This window comes from Defluviicoccus vanus (assembly GCF_014672695.1).
In the GTDB taxonomy this organism is placed as follows: Bacteria; Pseudomonadota; Alphaproteobacteria; order Rhodospirillales; family Defluviicoccaceae; genus Defluviicoccus; species Defluviicoccus vanus.
The window spans coordinates 697810-712166 of sequence record NZ_CP053923.1 but is presented as its reverse complement, the minus strand read 5'-3'; the positions used below and the strand labels follow the sequence as shown (position 1 = coordinate 712166).

Sequence of the window (14357 nt, the reverse complement as noted above, 5' to 3'; positions counted from 1 at the left end):
GCCTACTCCCATCCGCGGGACTGACCGGCGATCCGACGCCTCACTCCCGCCCATTGGTCGATCATGCCAAGGGCCGCCAGCAGCGGCGCCGCAATCACGGAAAAGATAAAGAGAACAAAATACAAGGCTGCCAGAAGCAGCCGCTGCCCCTGCATGCCCTGCGAAATCGTGTGCACCGTCGCCAAGCCCTGAAAGAGATATGCGGCGGCAAACACCAGGACGAGATTGCGTGCGAGGTATTGCAGATCGCCGGACGGGACAAGGGCGATGGTCGCGGTGATCACCAACGGCCAGGCGAACCAGTCGGGCAGGGCAAATGCCGACCAGCTCGGCCGCGGTCGAATTGCCCAGTTACGTGCGGCAAGAGAATTCTCCGCCAGCATGCCATTCGTTGCCACCAGGAACAGCCAGATCGCGGCGGAGAAGCCGAGGAACAGCGGTGCGAGCTGATCCACGAGCGTCACCAGCATCTCTGGATCCATATGCGGCAGCGAAGCCGTGAAGGAGTCCTGCAGCTGACCGCGCACAGTCGCCGCCATCGATTCACCGCCGGCGGCGGTCAGGCCGAGCGAGACCATGGTAAAGCCAACAACGAGGGCAAGCACGGCGACGATATGCCCGAGCGGCTGCCATTCCACCTTACCAGTGGCGGCATCGAGGCGTTGTTTCAGCGCATAGTGGACAATCAGCCAAGAGGGCAGCGCACTCAGCGCGGCAAAGACGGCGGCACTCGCGACCCCGCCCAGGATGACGCAGACAAGGATCCCAGCGGCAGCGGCCAGACCGAGCGCATTCAGTCCGCGCGACAGCCCGACCAGCAGCAGGGGAAGTGGAGCGAGATAGGCAAGAAACACGCCGCCCGGGAGGCCGCTGAATGCGGCCGCGGCCAGCAGCGCACCGGCCGCCCCACCGCCGGCAGCAATCAGCGCCTGCTTGCTCATCCCATCCTCATTGCGCTTGCCCGTCCGTTGCCTGTTGCTCGTACCGGCCTCATGCGAGACCGACGTCCGATAACGACGGACGAGCCACCACAACCACGGCAATTCCTGGCTCCCAGACATCCGTGCAAGCGCGGCTCACTTGATAACGTAAGGAAGCAGCGACAGGAATCGGGCACGCTTGATCGCCTGCGCCAGTTCCCGCTGTTTCTTCGCAGAAACTGCGGTGATCCGGCTGGGGACGATCTTGCCGCGCTCGGAAATGTAGCGCTGCAGCAACTTGATGTCCTTGTAATCGATCTCCGGCGCGTTCGGCCCAGAAAACGGACAACTTTTGCGACGGCGAAAAAACGGACGGCGCCCTGCGCTCATCTCAACGATCTCCCTCGTCAGCACGTTCCACCGGCGCTACCGGGGCGTCTTCCGAACCACCGCGTGGCGACTCGTCGGCGAATGAGCGCCGGGGACGGCGGTCACCGTCCCGATCGCCACGATCCCGATCACCGCGATCGTCACGGCGAGGACGATCGCCACGATCGCCACGATCACCCCGAATCGCCACGCTCATCGCTACGCGACGCGCGGCTCAGCATGATCTGGCTCGGTCCGGGCTTGAGTTCCTCGACGCGCACCGTCATGTGACGGATAATATCCTCGTTGATTCCCATCTGTCGGCCGACCTCCTCAATCGCGGCGGAGGGCGCATCGATATCCAACAGGACGTAATGGCCTTTGCGGTTCTTGCGGATGCGGTACGAAAGGCTGCGCAGCCCCCAGTACTCGCGCTTGGCAACGGAACCGCCATTCTCTTCGATCACTTTGCTGAAATGATCGGTCAAAGCGTCTACCTGCGGCGCAGAAACATCCTGCCGCGCGATAAACACGCACTCATAATACGGCACAGAAAGGTCTCCCCTCGGCTTCTCTCAGCACGACATAGCCGCCATGCATAGCCGGACGATCCGGCAAGGAGCTGGTCAAGCGTCGGATAATGCCGATCCGGCGACGCGAGCGCAAGTGGGCGATGCGAGCGCCGGTGTCGGTGCCCGGTAACTGTTGTCTGGTGTCGGCGCAATGCCGCAGCCGACGATGGTTTATGTGTGCACCGCTGCGCCGACGCTTGACACACAATGTCCGGCTTGTATGTCATCCGCGCCCGTTCGTGTTGCCTTCGCGCCGAGCGGACGGTGGGGTGGGACGAGATCGGGCACGAGTTGCCGCGGCCGACCCCAACTGCTCTTGCGTTTCGGTTCCCGGATGAACAGACTGGTATCATGTTCGATCTAAACGGCAGAACGGCCCTCATTACCGGCGCGTCCGGCGGTATCGGCCAGGCAATCGCGCGTACGCTGGCGCGCCAGGGGGCCCGCGTTGGTCTTTCCGGCACCCGTGTTGATGCGCTGCAGGCGCTCGCCGACGAGATTGGCGACGCCGCCTGCGTTCTCGCCGCCGACCTGGGCAACCCCTCGGGCGCCGACGGGCTGGTAGCCGCGGCAACGGCGAAGATGGGCGGCATCGATATCCTGGTGCACAACGCCGGCCTGACTCGCGACGGCCTTGCCCTGCGGATGTCCGACGAGGATTGGGCGCGGGTGATCGAGGTCAACCTTGGTGCCGGCTTCCGCCTGATTCGTGGTGCCTTGCGCGGGATGATGAAAAAGCGGTGGGGCCGGGTGATCGCGGTGACGTCCGTGGTCGCGGCCACCGGCAGCCCCGGGCAGGCGAACTATGTTGCCTCTAAGGCGGGACTGACCGGCATGATCAAGGCGCTGGCGCAGGAAGTGGCAGGGCGCGGGATCACCGCCAACTGCGTTGCTCCCGGCTTTATCGATACGGCGATGACCGCGGTGCTGCCGGAAGCACGCCGTCAGCAGATTCTGGCGTCGGTCCCGGCCGGCCGCTTTGGCAATCCGGATGACGTGGCGCCGTGCGTTCTTTTTCTCGCCAGCGGCGAGGCCGCTTACGTGACCGGCCAAACAATCCACGTCAACGGTGGCATGGCGATGATCTCATGATGCAGCGACCGTTGCAGGCTGGCCATCCCAGGGGAAGTATGTTACGAAAATTTACTTTTCGGACCCCTGACGGCACCGCAAACGCCGCTGTCCGAAATGGGAGCGGGGTCAAACTAACCTTCCAGACTCCTTATGAACAATCATATAAAGGGATAAAGCGATGAGCGATGTCGCCGAGAGGGTGAAGAAGATTATTGTCGAGCACCTGGGAGTCGAGGAAGTTAAGGTGGTCGAAGCTGCCAGCTTTATCGAGGATCTTGGCGCCGACAGCCTGGATACCGTTGAATTGGTGATGGCTTTCGAAGAAGAGTTCGGGATCGAGATTCCGGACGAGGCGGCAGAGAAAATTCTGACCGTCAAAGATGCGGTTGATTATATCAAGACTGCGATCGGCTAGTCGTTTCACATCTGTGCGGGTTTGCTCGACTGCCGACTGACAGTCGTGGTCGCCGCTTTGGAACGGTGAACGATGACACGACGCGTAGTAGTTACAGGTTTAGGTTTGGTATCGCCCCTTGGCTGCGGGGTCGATATCAATTGGACGCGGATCACCAACAGCGAATCCGGGATCGGAGCGATCCAGTCGTTCGATGTAAGCGATCTGCCGGCGAAGATTGCCGCGCAGGTCCCGGTGGGCGAAACATCAGAGGGGAAATTCAACGCAGACGAGTGGGTGCCGCCGAAAGAGCAGCGGCGCATGGATGCGTTCATTATCTTTGCCCTCGCGGCGACGGCGCAGGCGGTTGCCGATTCAGGCTGGGTGCCGGCGGACGAGGAGGCTCGCTGCCGGACCGGAGTGCTGATCGGCTCCGGCATTGGTGGCTTGTCGGAGATCGCCCGCAATGCCCTGCTGGCGGAAAGCGGGCAGGTTCGGCGCATCAGCCCCTTCTTTATCCCCGCTGCGTTGATCAACCTCGCCAGCGGCCACGTTTCCATCAAGTACGGCTTCAAGGGACCGAACCACTCGGTGGTCACGGCTTGTGCCACCGGGGCTCATGCGATCGGCGACGCCGCTCGCTTGATCATGTGGGAAGACGCCGACGTGATGGTTGCCGGTGGAGCTGAGGCGGCGGTGTGCAGGCTTGGCATTGCTGGTTTTTCGGCAGCGCGCGCCCTGTCCACCAAGTTCAACGCCACACCGGAAAAGGCGTCACGACCCTGGGACAAGGACCGCGACGGTTTTGTCATGGGTGAAGGTGCCGGTGTCGTTGTGCTCGAGGAACTGGAACACGCCAAAAAGCGTGGCGCCAAAATCTATGCCGAGTTGGTTGGCTATGGCATGTCGGGCGATGCCCACCACATCACTGCACCGGCGGAGAGCGGTGATGGTGCCTTCCGTTGCATGCAGGCGGCCTTCCGGCGCGCGGCGATGAATCCGGAAGACATCGATTATGTTAATGCGCACGGCACGTCGACGCCGCTTGGTGACGAAATCGAACTGGCGACGATAAAGCGCATCTTCGGCGATGCCGTCCGCAATATTTCCATGTCGTCGACCAAGTCGTCCATCGGTCACCTGCTGGGTGCTGCCGGTGCAGCGGAAGCGATCTATTCGATTCTGGCGATGCAGACGGGGCTGATTCCACCGACGCTCAATCTCGACAACCCGTCCGAGGGCTGCGACATCGATCTCGTCCCGCATGTCGCTAAGGAACGGACCGTGCGCGCGGTGCTCTCCAACTCCTTCGGCTTCGGCGGTACCAATGCGTCGCTGATCTTCAAGAAGTTCCATTGAGGATGACGGGGAGGGTGGCTGGGTGAAGATCGTTGCCCGTATTGCCATCCTGCTGCTGCTCGTCGGGGTCGGGACCGCTGCACTTGTCGGCGGTTTCCATTGGGCAGTGAACTCTGCTGCCGGCCCGCTCACCGCGGAGCGGACCGTGGTCATCCCCAAGGGTTCGACGCTGCCGGAGATTGCGGCGCAACTGGCTGAGGCGGGTGTGGTTGTCCATCCACTGCTGCTGCGTGCGGCGGCACAAGTCTACGATCCGGAACAACCGCTTCGCTCCGGCGAGTATGCCTTTGCCACCGGCTCGACGGTGGCGCAGGTCCTTGAGTTGCTACGCTCCGGTCGCACCGTCGTTCGCAAGCTGACCATCCCCGAAGGGCTGACCACGCTGCAGGTCCTGCAGCGGGTGCGCAACGCCGAAGGGCTGGACGGTGAGATTGCAGTGACGCCGGCGGAGGGAAGTCTCCTGCCGGCGACCTATCCTTATTCCTACGGCGACAGCCGGGCGGCGATGATCGAGACGATGAGCCGGACGATGCGGCAAACGATAAACAAGCTGTGGGCCAACCGGGCGCCCAACCTGCCGCTGAACACCCCGGAGGAAGCAGTAACCCTCGCCTCCATCGTCGAGAAAGAAACCGGCGTTGCCGCCGAGCGGGCGCGCATCGCCGGCGTCTTTATCAACCGCTTGCGCCTCGGCATGCGGCTGCAATCGGATCCAACGGTGATCTATGCGGTGGCGAATGGGACCGGGCCACTCGGTCGGCCCCTGACCCTGGCCGATCTTCGCACCGAAAATCCGTATAACACCTACCGCAACGCCGGCTTGCCACCCGGGCCGATCGCCAATCCCGGTCGCGCGGCGTTGCTGGCGGTGCTGCAACCGGCGGCAACCGACGAGTTGTTCTTTGTCGCTGACGGCTCGGGTGGGCACGTGTTCGCCCGGACCTATGACGAGCACAAGGTCAACGTCTCACGCTGGCGGGCGCTGCAGGCTGATGATGGCACCGCGAGCGAGGGCGAAGGCGGCAATTAGGCCTGCGCGTGGCGGGCTGACCGCCAGCCACCGGCCGCCAGTTCGCACCCGTCATTGCCGATTACGCAAGCAAGTCTCGCGTCCGGACCCTCGGGCGAGGACAGGAAGGAGTTGGCTGGTAAGGTGGCTATTCAATCCATGACCGGCTTCGCCCGGGGCGAAGGCAGCAGCGGCGACCAAGCCTGGGTCTGGGAGATGCGAAGCGTCAATGCCCGCGGCCTTGATGTGCGCTGTCGCTTGCCGGGCGGCTTCGAGCTCCTCGAGACGAGAGTCCGGCAACGGATCGCGGCGCGCCTGCGTCGCGGCAACGTCATGGTGAACCTGACCTTTGCCAATGCCACCAACGGGTCGGTGGTGCGCGTCAATGCGGCGGTGCTGGAACAGATGCTCGCCGTGGCGGCGGAGCTGTCTCGCCGCCTTCCCGAGTCGCCACCGCTCACGGTCGAGGGGGTGATGGGGCTGCGGNGGGTGATCGAGACCGCGGACAGCGCGACCAATGCCGAGAGCCGGGCGCAGCTGGAAGAGGCCTTGATCGACTCCCTCGGCCCAGTGATCGATGGCCTCGTCGCAGAGCGCGAGCGCGAAGGTTCGCAGCTGGCAGCGGTGGTTACCACGCACGTACAGCGGATCATCCACCTTGTGGCCCAGGCGCTGCCGCTGGCCGCCGGTCAGCCCGCGGCGATTCAGGCGCGATTGAGCGAGCAGGTGACGGCACTCCTGCTCNAATCAGCCGGGATTGCCGGCGGAGCGGCTGGCGCAGGAAGTAGCCCTGCTTGCTGTGTCCGCGCCGATCCGCGCGAAGAGCTCGATCGCCTGCAGGCGCATCATCAGGCGGCCACGGCGCTGCTGGCGACAGCAGGACCGATGGGACGACAGCTCGACTTCCTCTGCCAGGAGTTCAACCGCGAGGCAAACACTCTGTGCTCGAAATCGGCGGATATGCAGTTGACGGAAGTGGCGCTGGAGCTGAAANACGGTGATCGATCAGCTGCGTGAACAGGTCCAGAATATCGAATGATCGTCGGTAATCTTTCTGCTGACGTCGCCGGCCAGCCGCCGCGGATTGCCCGCCGCGGGCTGATGCTGGTTCTGTCGTCGCCATCCGGCGCCGGCAAGACGACGATCGCGCGCGAACTCCTCAAGGATGACGCCAATCTGCGCATGTCCGTCTCGGTCACCACCCGGCAACCCCGGCCGGGTGAGGTGGATGGCCGCGACTATCAATTCATCGATGCTGCGCGCTTCGCGGCGATGGTTGCCGACGATCAGCTCCTTGAGTNNAGTGCCACCGTCTTTGGCAACAGCTACGGCACACCGCGGCAACCGGTGGAGGCGGCGCTGGCGGCGGGCGAGGACGTTCTCTTCGATGTGGACTGGCAGGGGACGCAGCAACTCCGGCAGAACGCGCGCACCGATCTGGTCAGCGTTTTCATCCTGCCGCCGTCGCACGCGGAACTCGAACGCCGCCTGCATACCCGGGCGCAGGATGCGCCGGAGGTGGTTCGCCGCCGGATGGCACGGGCGGCCGATGAGATGAGTCACTGGGCCGAGTACGATTACATTATCGTCAATCGGCGGGTGGCGCCGGCGGTGGCTGAAGCGACGGCGATTCTTGCCGCCGAGCGACTGCGGCGTGAGCGGCAAGTGGGGCTCGCTGCCTATGTGGCCGCCGTCAGCCGACCGTAGCGCCTCTTCCCTGCCATCAGCGGCGGTTTATTGACGACAGGATGCGGCCGATGGCACTGCACCGTGCACGGCGCGGCCAACGACGAAATTGCCGGCCCAACACAGGGGCGGAACGATCAGCAGCAGATAGGGAAGGAACCGCTGGCTGCACCGGCTTGCGGTTCAGCTCTCTGCTGCCAGCAGCCGTGCCAAGGCGCAAAACTCCTCGACGCTGAGTTCTTCGGCGCGCCGGGTCGGATCGATCGCCGCCTCACTCGGATCGATGCCGAGTGCGCGCAGGCTGCTGCGCAGCATCTTGCGGCGCTGGCCAAAGGCCGCGGCGGTAACCCGCTCCAGCGCCTCCCAGGTAGCGGGCGCCAGCGGCGTCGCCCGCGGGACAAGGGTCACCACCGCCGAGGTGACGCGGGGCGGCGGCGTGAAGGCGCGCGGGTCGATGGTGAACTGATAGTACGGTTCGGTCCGCCAGCGGGTGATGATCGACAGCCGGCCGTAGTCGGCGGCGCCGGGCAATGCGGTGAGCCGTGCCGCCACCTCCTTCTGGAACATCAAGGTGAAACCCGCGTAGTCGCCGGCTTCGCGCAACCAGTTGAGCAGCAGTGGCGTGCCGACGTTGTAGGGCAGGTTGGCGATGATGGCGCGTGGCGGTGGCGCCAGTGTCCGGCAGTCGATCTCCAGCGCATCGGCCTCGACGATGGTAAGCCGGTCCGGAAATACCGTCGCCAGTTCCTGCAACGCGGCAACGCAGCGCGGATCCTTCTCGATCGCGATCACCGTGGCCGCGTTGGACGCGAGCAGGCTGCGGGTCAGTCCGCCCGGACCGGGGCCCACTTCGATGACGTTGACGCCGGCAAGCGGGCCGGCAGTGCGGACGATGCGTCCGGTCAGGTTGGCATCGAGGAGGAAGTGCTGGCCGAGGCGACGCTTGGCATCGAGACCGAAGCGCTGGATGACGTCGCGCAACGGCGGCAGGGCGGTGAGCGGCGAGGGCGACGGCGTCCGCACCGTCACTCCGCCATCGCCCGGCGACGGCTCATCGCCTTGGCGAGGAAGAGCGCCGCTAGCAGGCTCGACGGATTCGCCCCGCCGCTGCCGGCAATGTCAAAGGCGGTTCCGTGGTCGGGCGAGGTGCGCACGAAGGGCAGGCCGAGGGTTACGTTAACGGCGCGGTCGAAGTCCAGCGCCTTGATCGGGATCAGCGCCTGATCGTGATACATGCACACCGCGGCGTCGTAGCCGGCGCGGGTTGCCGGGCTGAACAGCGTGTCGGGCGGCAGCGGACCATGCGCATCGATGCCGCGGGCGCGCAGGGCTGCCACCGCGGGAGCGATGATCGAGGCCTCCTCTTCACCCAGCGCTCCGTCCTCGCCGGCGTGCGGGTTAAGGCCGGCCACCGCCAGCCGCGGCCGCGCGATGCCAAAGTCCTGCACCAGAGACCGGGCGGTGATCGTACTGATCTCGATGATGCTGTCTGTGCGCAGAGTGGCAAGGGCAGTGCGCAGGCTCACGTGCACCGTCACCGGTACCACCCGCAGGCTGGGGGAAGCCAGCATCATCACCGGTACACCGCCGCCAGCCAGCGCGGCGAGAAACTCCGTATGGCCGGGAAAGCTGAAGCCCGCGGTGTACAAGGACTTCTTGTGGATCGGGTTGGTGACCACAGCTGCCGCTTCGCCCGCCATCGCCAGACGGACGGCGGTTTCGATCGCGGTGACAATTGCCGGTGCATTCGCCGGATCGGGTGTCCCTGGCAGCGCTGGCACCGGCAGGCGGATGGGCAGTACCGGTAGCGCCTGGGCGAAGTGGCGCAGCGCCTCGCCAGCGTCATTGATTTCGGCCATGGGGACGGTGAGGCCCAGCCGGCGCGCTACGGCGGCGAGGCGGGCGGGATCATCGATGACCAGAAACGGCGGCACGCCCTGATCGCGGCCGAGCCAGGCTTTCAGCGCCAGTTCACCGCCGATGCCGGCCGGATCGCCCATGGTGAGGGCAAGGGGCAGTCTCTCCCAGCGCACCGGCCGCTCAGGATCGAATGTCGAGCAGCGCCGTGCGCCGCAGGTCACGCATGGTTTGACGGGAGATGGCAGACATCCGTTGCTCGAACAGTCGCCGCTGCACTGAGGCGCGGAGCTCCTGGCTGACCTGCATGTTCTCGCGCTCGCAGAGCATCAGGACAACGACGCCATCGGCGGTGCGGGTCGGCTCGCTCACCTGCCCCACTGACAGCGGCGCTATGATCTGGCGGATCTGCGGTGGCAGCTTGTCCAGGTCGATGCGTCCGAGATCACCTGACATTGACGCCCCAATCTCCTTGCCGCGCGCGCTAAAGGCGGCACAGTCGCTGACCGTCCCGCGCAGGTCGCGTGCCTTGAGCAACTGCTCATCCACCTGCGCCTGCGTTGCCGGTACCGCCAGTGGCAGTGTCATCTGGCTCAGCCGGACAGCGGTGGGACCGAGACCAATCCCGGGAGCGGTCCGCCGCTCCGTCAGTTGCAGGATATAGACACCGGTTTCGGTCCGGATCGGCGGGCTGATCTCACCGTTGCGCATGTTCTGCATTACCGCATCGAGCCGGGGCCCTAACTGACCTTGCCGGACCCAGCCGAGATCGCCGCCTTCTTCAGCCGAGGAGCTTTGCGAGAACGACCGGGCCAACTGGGCGAAACTTGCACCCGATCGACTCTCATTGACGATTCGGTTGGCGAGGTCCATCGCCTGCGCTTCGCCGGCATCGTCCTCGATGGGGAGAAAGATTTCGGCCATGTGGTATTCGTTACCACCTGCGGTCAACTCGAGGCGTTTGATCTCCTCTGCCACTTCTTCCTCGGAGATGCTGGAGCGATCGCTGGCCAACTTGCCGATCGCCTTGATCCAGGCGATTTCGCTTTCCAACTGGCTGAGCAGGGCCGGCATTGCAGCGCCGCGCGCTTGCAGGTATTCCGGAATCTTGCCGGCGGGAATATTGAGCTGCTGACCAATATCACTCAGCCCTTGCTCCATATCTTGCGGCGTCACGGTAATGTTTAGGCGAGTCGCTTCCTGCCGCTTCAGGCGCTCGTCGATCAGCATGCGCAGCACTTCCGGTGTTATTTTCTGCCGCGCTTCAGGCGTATTGCCGATGTTACTGGTCGCCATCACGAGATCGAGTCGGTTCTGCAGGTCTCGAACCGAAATGACATCATCGTTGACGATGGCAGCGATTGCCTGGCCACCGCCGGCAGTACTGGGAGTGCTCGGAGTGTTCGGAACACTTGGAGCGCTCGGGGCAGTGGCATCTGCCGCCCTGGCCAGCGGCGAGAAGGCGAACAGGGCGATAAGGGTGAACAATACGGTTGCGTAGGATTTGAGCGTCATCACCAACCACTTTGAAAACGGCATGGACCGCACCGCGCCGGCGACAACCGTCCAGCCATGCAGATGCGCATGTTACGTTGGAGTGGCCAGCCTGTGCAAACGCCCGCGGCAGGTGTGCACATGTGCGCTAGAGGGTTGGCTTGTAACCGGTCTTAAAGTCACCCAGCGTCTTCAGAAAGATGCGGAAGAGAAAGACATTCTGGGCGTTGAGATCATTGTCGTCATAGTTGTGGCGTATATATCCGGCTGAAAAAAGAAAACATTCGTCCTCATACGCCGCTTCTACGCCGATGGTGCGCTGGGTGTTGGTTTTTATGTCTCTCGTTCCATTCAGCCTGGTTGACCAGTGCCGTGACAGCTTCGCCCGCAACGTGCCACTGATTTCGTCTCTGGCTTCAAGATTTTTCGATGGCTGCGCCGCCAGCTGGGTATAGCCCACGTCCATATTGAGCGCGTCGACGCCGAACCAAGTGGACACTTCGTTGGTCTTGAACGAGAGATCGGAGGAATCGACGCGATTGCGATACGTGAGCGCCAAATATCGGCGTGGCTGCAGCTGCAATGCGCTCACAAAGTCGGACAGGTTGCCATCGTAGCCGGTGTCGTTGCCGAAAGTATCCGTATTCGACAAGCGGTAGCTCTGACCCAACAGCACCGACGCATTGGCGTCGTTAGCGGCGTAGCCGGACCATTTGATCCCGTAATTGGCCCGCGAACCCTCAAGCACCCGATCGCGCCCCGGCGACGGATTGAGCGAGAACAGGTTGGTATCCTGCAGTTCAAAGTCCTGGCTGTCCTCGTCCGGAATTCGGTTGGAGTTGCCATAATCTGGCGCGGCGACAAACTGGACGATCGGTTCGATGGTCTGCTGGATCATCTCGCCATCGGTGATGAGCGGCAGGCTCCAGGTCACCGCGCCGGAGGGAAACAGCCGGCCACTGAAGCCGTTGTAGGTGTTGTCGCCGTTCAGCTCCAGGTCGTCTACCTGATAGCCGTCCCCCCAGAGCGCCGCCGACAGGGTGATGAGTTGACCGTAGGGGCCGATAAACGGGCGATCCCACTGACTGCGGGCAGAGATTCGCCGCGTGTCCGTCCCCTCCTGGCGGGTCAGCACGACGCCGTTGAGATCAAGCGACGTGAACCCGCCGAGCGGGTCCTCTTGACCGGCGAAGTTATAGTCGAGCATCGGCGCGACGAAGGGGATCGTCTCCTGCTGGCTGTTCTCATCGAGATTCTGGAACGCATACGCATTGGCGACGAAGTAATTGCGGTCGGTGAAGTTCTCGCCGTACAGGCGGCTGACCAGGGTTCGCTGACCGCTGATGCCATAGCGCCGCAGATAGGTGCGATCGAACGTTCGCTGCGTGTCCAGGCCCGCTCGCCAGTTTTCGTCGATGTCGTAGCGAGAGTCGGCAAAGATGTGGCCACCGAGTTGGCCGGTGGTGTCCTGGGTAATGGTACCCGTGGCGTGCACGTTGCTATGGGTGAAACTACCGCGGTATTCGGCTTCGAGCACCGGATACGCGGCCGTTGCAATCCACGGCGTGAAAGTCAGGTCCTGGTTATCCGCAAAGGCCCAGAAATAAGGGATGCGGATCAGACCTCCCAACTCGGACTGGAAGCCAAACGTCGGGGCGAGAACGCCGGATTTGCGGTGCACAGTTGGATCGGGGCGGGAAAAGTACGGCAGGTAGGCAACCGGTACGCCGCCGATCTCGATCCACGCCTGCTCGAACTCGATGACCTTGTCCACCTCGTTATGCGTGACCTTGACCGCCTTGACCTGCCAGATCGGCGTTCGATCGGGCTGTTCGGCGCAGGGACGACAAGCCGTATAGGTGCCAGCGTCGATGACATTGGTGACGCCGTCGCTGCGCGTCCCGCCGCTGCCGGTGACCCGTGATCCGTCGGCGAACACGGCGCGAATGTTATCGGCGACGCCCTGCTTGAAATCGCCTGACAGCTCAAAGGTATCCGCCTGGGTGACCTGGCCATCCGGCTGGATCAGCTTGACGTTGCCGCGGGCGGTGATGGTGTCGTTGACCTGATCGTAGATGAGAATATCGGCGTAGAGCGTCTGATCCTGCTGCCGGGCCTCGACGTTACCCGTCGCCTCGATGATCTGGCGCTCCTTGTCGTAGGTCAGCAGGTCCGCTTCAAAGACGATCGGCTCTTCCTTCGAGGGACCTTCGGCCGCGATCACCGCCATCGGCAGCAGCGCCGCAATGGTGAGGACGACGACACAGGCAAAACGACGCGCCGCCGCGAACGACGCTGGCATTAGGTGCGCACAGGGTTCCGCCTGGAACCAAGCAGAGGAAGTGCCCGGCCCTGGTTGGGGAACGCAGGTGGGAAAAAGCGAAACGCGATGATGAGCCATGACTCTCGCAATGATCGTCGAGTTGCGACGGAAGCCACAAGACCGGAAATGATAAGCTTGGGTCAAGGCCAACGGATGCTGCGCTGCCGCTTTCCCGCCGCTGTGACCGCAATGACCCGCCCCGCCACTGCCCGCCGATCCATTTCAGCCGTTAGCGCGGCAAGAGGCGCCGCGGTACGACAACATTTTTTCTTCCTCCTGGACGAAGCCAGTGCCAAATTCCTAATTACCCTAAATGGGAGTTTCGTCGTGGTTGCCAGCCCATGGCGTGGGCCGGGAGTCGACGAAACTTCGCCCTGCGGGGTGGCCTGTTCGTGGCGGAGGGCGGTGGCAACCGACGTTGCCGGCGGACAAGCGTGGCTATTGCCTTGCGACGGGGAGGGCACGATGAGGACAAGGGCGGCGTATGGCGTGGTGCTGGGGTTGCTTGGCCTGGTTGGCGCTTGCGGCAGCGGCACCGAGGTAGAAACCTTCTACCCGCTCACGTCCGGCCGTAACTGGAGCTATGTGCTGCTGCTCCGTCAGGGGGCGGAGGCTGACGCCCGGACGGTGGAGACCAGCAGCCGGGTCACCAATCTGCCGCCGCAGACGTTTCAAGCGGCGACGGTGACGCCGCAACAGACGCAGGCCTTCGGGCAAACGCAAGTACGGCTGATCCGCGCCAGCGCTGAGGGCGTTGCCGAGGTGGCGATGCAACCGGATCCGGCAGGCAATCCTCTTCCCCGAGTCCCCCCAACTATATTTTGCGCCTGCCGCTGCAGATGGGGGCAAGCTGGCAATCCACTTGGCAGTCGAATCAGTTCTCGCAGACCACCTTAATCCCGATGACGAAAACCGTCGCCCGGACCGATGGCAAGATCAGCCTTCCCGCTGGCGAGTTTGAAGGCTGCCTGGTCCTGTCGATCCAGGGGCACGGGCAGGTTACGGCGCCGAGTGGTCCCGTTGAGGTCACGGTAGAAGGCGAAGAGTGGTTCTCTCCCGGTGTCGGTCTGATCAAGGGCTCGTTTCGTGAAGACGTGGCAGGACAACCGGATAATGCTACCCGTGTTGACGTCAATTTGGCGTCGTTCAACCGTTAGCTGCTGCAGGTAGTTTGTCGGAAGTGAGTGATATATGAGCAAATTCTCAATGCTTGTGTGCTTCCTGACGAAAATTTAACGTTCCTTTGGCCATCGAGTTTGCTTGCAATCGCATCCGCAATTGGCTAGCGTTATCGGTAAGG

General features: G+C 63.3%; 14 protein-coding genes and 1 pseudogene. 8 read left to right on the top strand and 7 right to left on the bottom strand.

All coding sequences use genetic code 11. From position 1 onward, the window contains the following. Positions 1-2 precede the first annotated feature (2 nt). From HQ394_RS03215 to rpsF, 3 genes and pseudogenes are all read right to left on the bottom strand, one after another. A complete protein-coding gene (locus HQ394_RS03215; protein ID WP_190262004.1) occupies positions 3-941 on the bottom strand; it encodes a DUF2232 domain-containing protein in 939 nt (312 codons plus the stop codon). A 135-nt stretch (positions 942-1076) separates the two neighbouring features. Next, positions 1077-1310 (bottom strand): 30S ribosomal protein S18, encoded by a 234-nt coding sequence (rpsR, locus tag HQ394_RS03210; RefSeq protein WP_190262003.1) that lies wholly within the window; start codon positions 1308-1310, stop codon positions 1077-1079. Positions 1311-1380: 70 nt separating this feature from the next. Continuing rightward, a pseudogene (gene rpsF / locus HQ394_RS03205) lies at positions 1381-1840 on the bottom strand (30S ribosomal protein S6); the annotation flags it as partial. A gap of 372 nt (positions 1841-2212) precedes the next feature. Between rpsF and fabG the strand changes: the two are divergent. The 6 genes from fabG (at position 2213) to gmk (ending at position 7404) form a co-directional block, all read left to right on the top strand. Continuing rightward, positions 2213-2953, top strand: coding sequence for a 3-oxoacyl-ACP reductase FabG (gene fabG / locus HQ394_RS03200; RefSeq protein WP_190263092.1), 741 nt, complete (start codon positions 2213-2215; stop codon positions 2951-2953). A gap of 160 nt (positions 2954-3113) precedes the next feature. Continuing rightward, positions 3114-3350 (top strand): acyl carrier protein, encoded by a 237-nt coding sequence (locus HQ394_RS03195; RefSeq protein ID WP_190262002.1) that lies wholly within the window; start codon positions 3114-3116, stop codon positions 3348-3350. Positions 3351-3422: 72 nt separating this feature from the next. After that, the gene (gene fabF, locus HQ394_RS03190) at positions 3423-4688 is read left to right on the top strand and encodes a beta-ketoacyl-ACP synthase II (protein ID WP_190262001.1); all 1266 of its coding nucleotides are present in this window, start codon (positions 3423-3425) and stop codon (positions 4686-4688) included. Positions 4689-4710: 22 nt separating this feature from the next. Next, complete coding sequence (mltG, locus tag HQ394_RS03185) at positions 4711-5718, top strand: endolytic transglycosylase MltG (protein ID WP_223291813.1); 1008 nt, start codon at positions 4711-4713, stop codon at positions 5716-5718. 138 nt (positions 5719-5856) lie between these two features. After that, the gene (locus HQ394_RS03180) at positions 5857-6714 is read left to right on the top strand and encodes a YicC family protein (RefSeq protein ID WP_456151523.1); all 858 of its coding nucleotides are present in this window, start codon (positions 5857-5859) and stop codon (positions 6712-6714) included. Positions 6715-6732: 18 nt separating this feature from the next. Continuing rightward, positions 6733-7404, top strand: a complete 672-nt coding sequence (gmk, locus tag HQ394_RS03175; RefSeq protein ID WP_190261999.1) for a guanylate kinase — start codon at positions 6733-6735, stop codon at positions 7402-7404. A 162-nt stretch (positions 7405-7566) separates the two neighbouring features. Here gmk and rsmA read toward each other — a convergent pair whose 3' ends face one another. The 4 genes from rsmA to HQ394_RS03155 all read right to left on the bottom strand — a co-directional run bounded on the left by rsmA (position 7567) and on the right by HQ394_RS03155 (position 13036). Continuing rightward, on the bottom strand, positions 7567-8412 hold the full coding sequence (gene rsmA / locus HQ394_RS03170) for a 16S rRNA (adenine(1518)-N(6)/adenine(1519)-N(6))-dimethyltransferase RsmA (RefSeq protein WP_190261998.1): 846 nt from the start codon (positions 8410-8412) through the stop codon (positions 7567-7569). Then, the gene (pdxA, locus tag HQ394_RS03165; protein WP_190261997.1) at positions 8409-9416 is read right to left on the bottom strand and encodes a 4-hydroxythreonine-4-phosphate dehydrogenase PdxA; all 1008 of its coding nucleotides are present in this window, start codon (positions 9414-9416) and stop codon (positions 8409-8411) included. Before pdxA ends, rsmA begins: the two co-directional genes overlap by 4 nt. Before the next feature lie 7 nt (positions 9417-9423). Next, on the bottom strand, positions 9424-10779 hold the full coding sequence (locus HQ394_RS03160; protein ID WP_190261996.1) for a peptidylprolyl isomerase: 1356 nt from the start codon (positions 10777-10779) through the stop codon (positions 9424-9426). A gap of 103 nt (positions 10780-10882) precedes the next feature. Then, positions 10883-13036 (bottom strand): LPS-assembly protein LptD, encoded by a 2154-nt coding sequence (locus tag HQ394_RS03155; RefSeq protein WP_190261995.1) that lies wholly within the window; start codon positions 13034-13036, stop codon positions 10883-10885. Between the two features lie 486 nt (positions 13037-13522). Here HQ394_RS03155 and HQ394_RS03150 point away from each other — a divergent pair, with 486 nt between their 5' ends. Beyond that, entirely contained in the window at positions 13523-13954 is a 432-nt protein-coding gene (locus tag HQ394_RS03150) for a hypothetical protein (RefSeq protein ID WP_190261994.1), read from the top strand. Positions 13955-13959: 5 nt separating this feature from the next. After that, on the top strand, positions 13960-14214 hold the full coding sequence (locus tag HQ394_RS03145; protein WP_190261993.1) for a hypothetical protein: 255 nt from the start codon (positions 13960-13962) through the stop codon (positions 14212-14214). Positions 14215-14357: the final 143 nt, after the last annotated feature.

Excerpts from the sequence above, each read along its gene's own strand:
- HQ394_RS03215 (WP_190262004.1), bottom strand. The coding sequence starts at position 941 with ATGAGCAAGCAGGCGCTGATTGCTGCCGGCGGTGGGGCGGCCGGTGCG.
- rpsR (WP_190262003.1), bottom strand. The coding sequence starts at position 1,310 with ATGAGCGCAGGGCGCCGTCCGTTTTTTCGCCGTCGCAAAAGTTGTCCG.
- fabG (WP_190263092.1), top strand. The coding sequence starts at position 2,213 with ATGTTCGATCTAAACGGCAGAACGGCCCTCATTACCGGCGCGTCCGGC.
- HQ394_RS03195 (WP_190262002.1), top strand. The coding sequence starts at position 3,114 with ATGAGCGATGTCGCCGAGAGGGTGAAGAAGATTATTGTCGAGCACCTG.
- fabF (WP_190262001.1), top strand. The coding sequence starts at position 3,423 with ATGACACGACGCGTAGTAGTTACAGGTTTAGGTTTGGTATCGCCCCTT.
- HQ394_RS03160 (WP_190261996.1), bottom strand. The coding sequence starts at position 10,779 with ATGCCGTTTTCAAAGTGGTTGGTGATGACGCTCAAATCCTACGCAACC.
- HQ394_RS03155 (WP_190261995.1), bottom strand. The coding sequence starts at position 13,036 with ATGCCAGCGTCGTTCGCGGCGGCGCGTCGTTTTGCCTGTGTCGTCGTC.
- HQ394_RS03150 (WP_190261994.1), top strand. The coding sequence starts at position 13,523 with ATGAGGACAAGGGCGGCGTATGGCGTGGTGCTGGGGTTGCTTGGCCTG.
- HQ394_RS03145 (WP_190261993.1), top strand. The coding sequence starts at position 13,960 with ATGACGAAAACCGTCGCCCGGACCGATGGCAAGATCAGCCTTCCCGCT.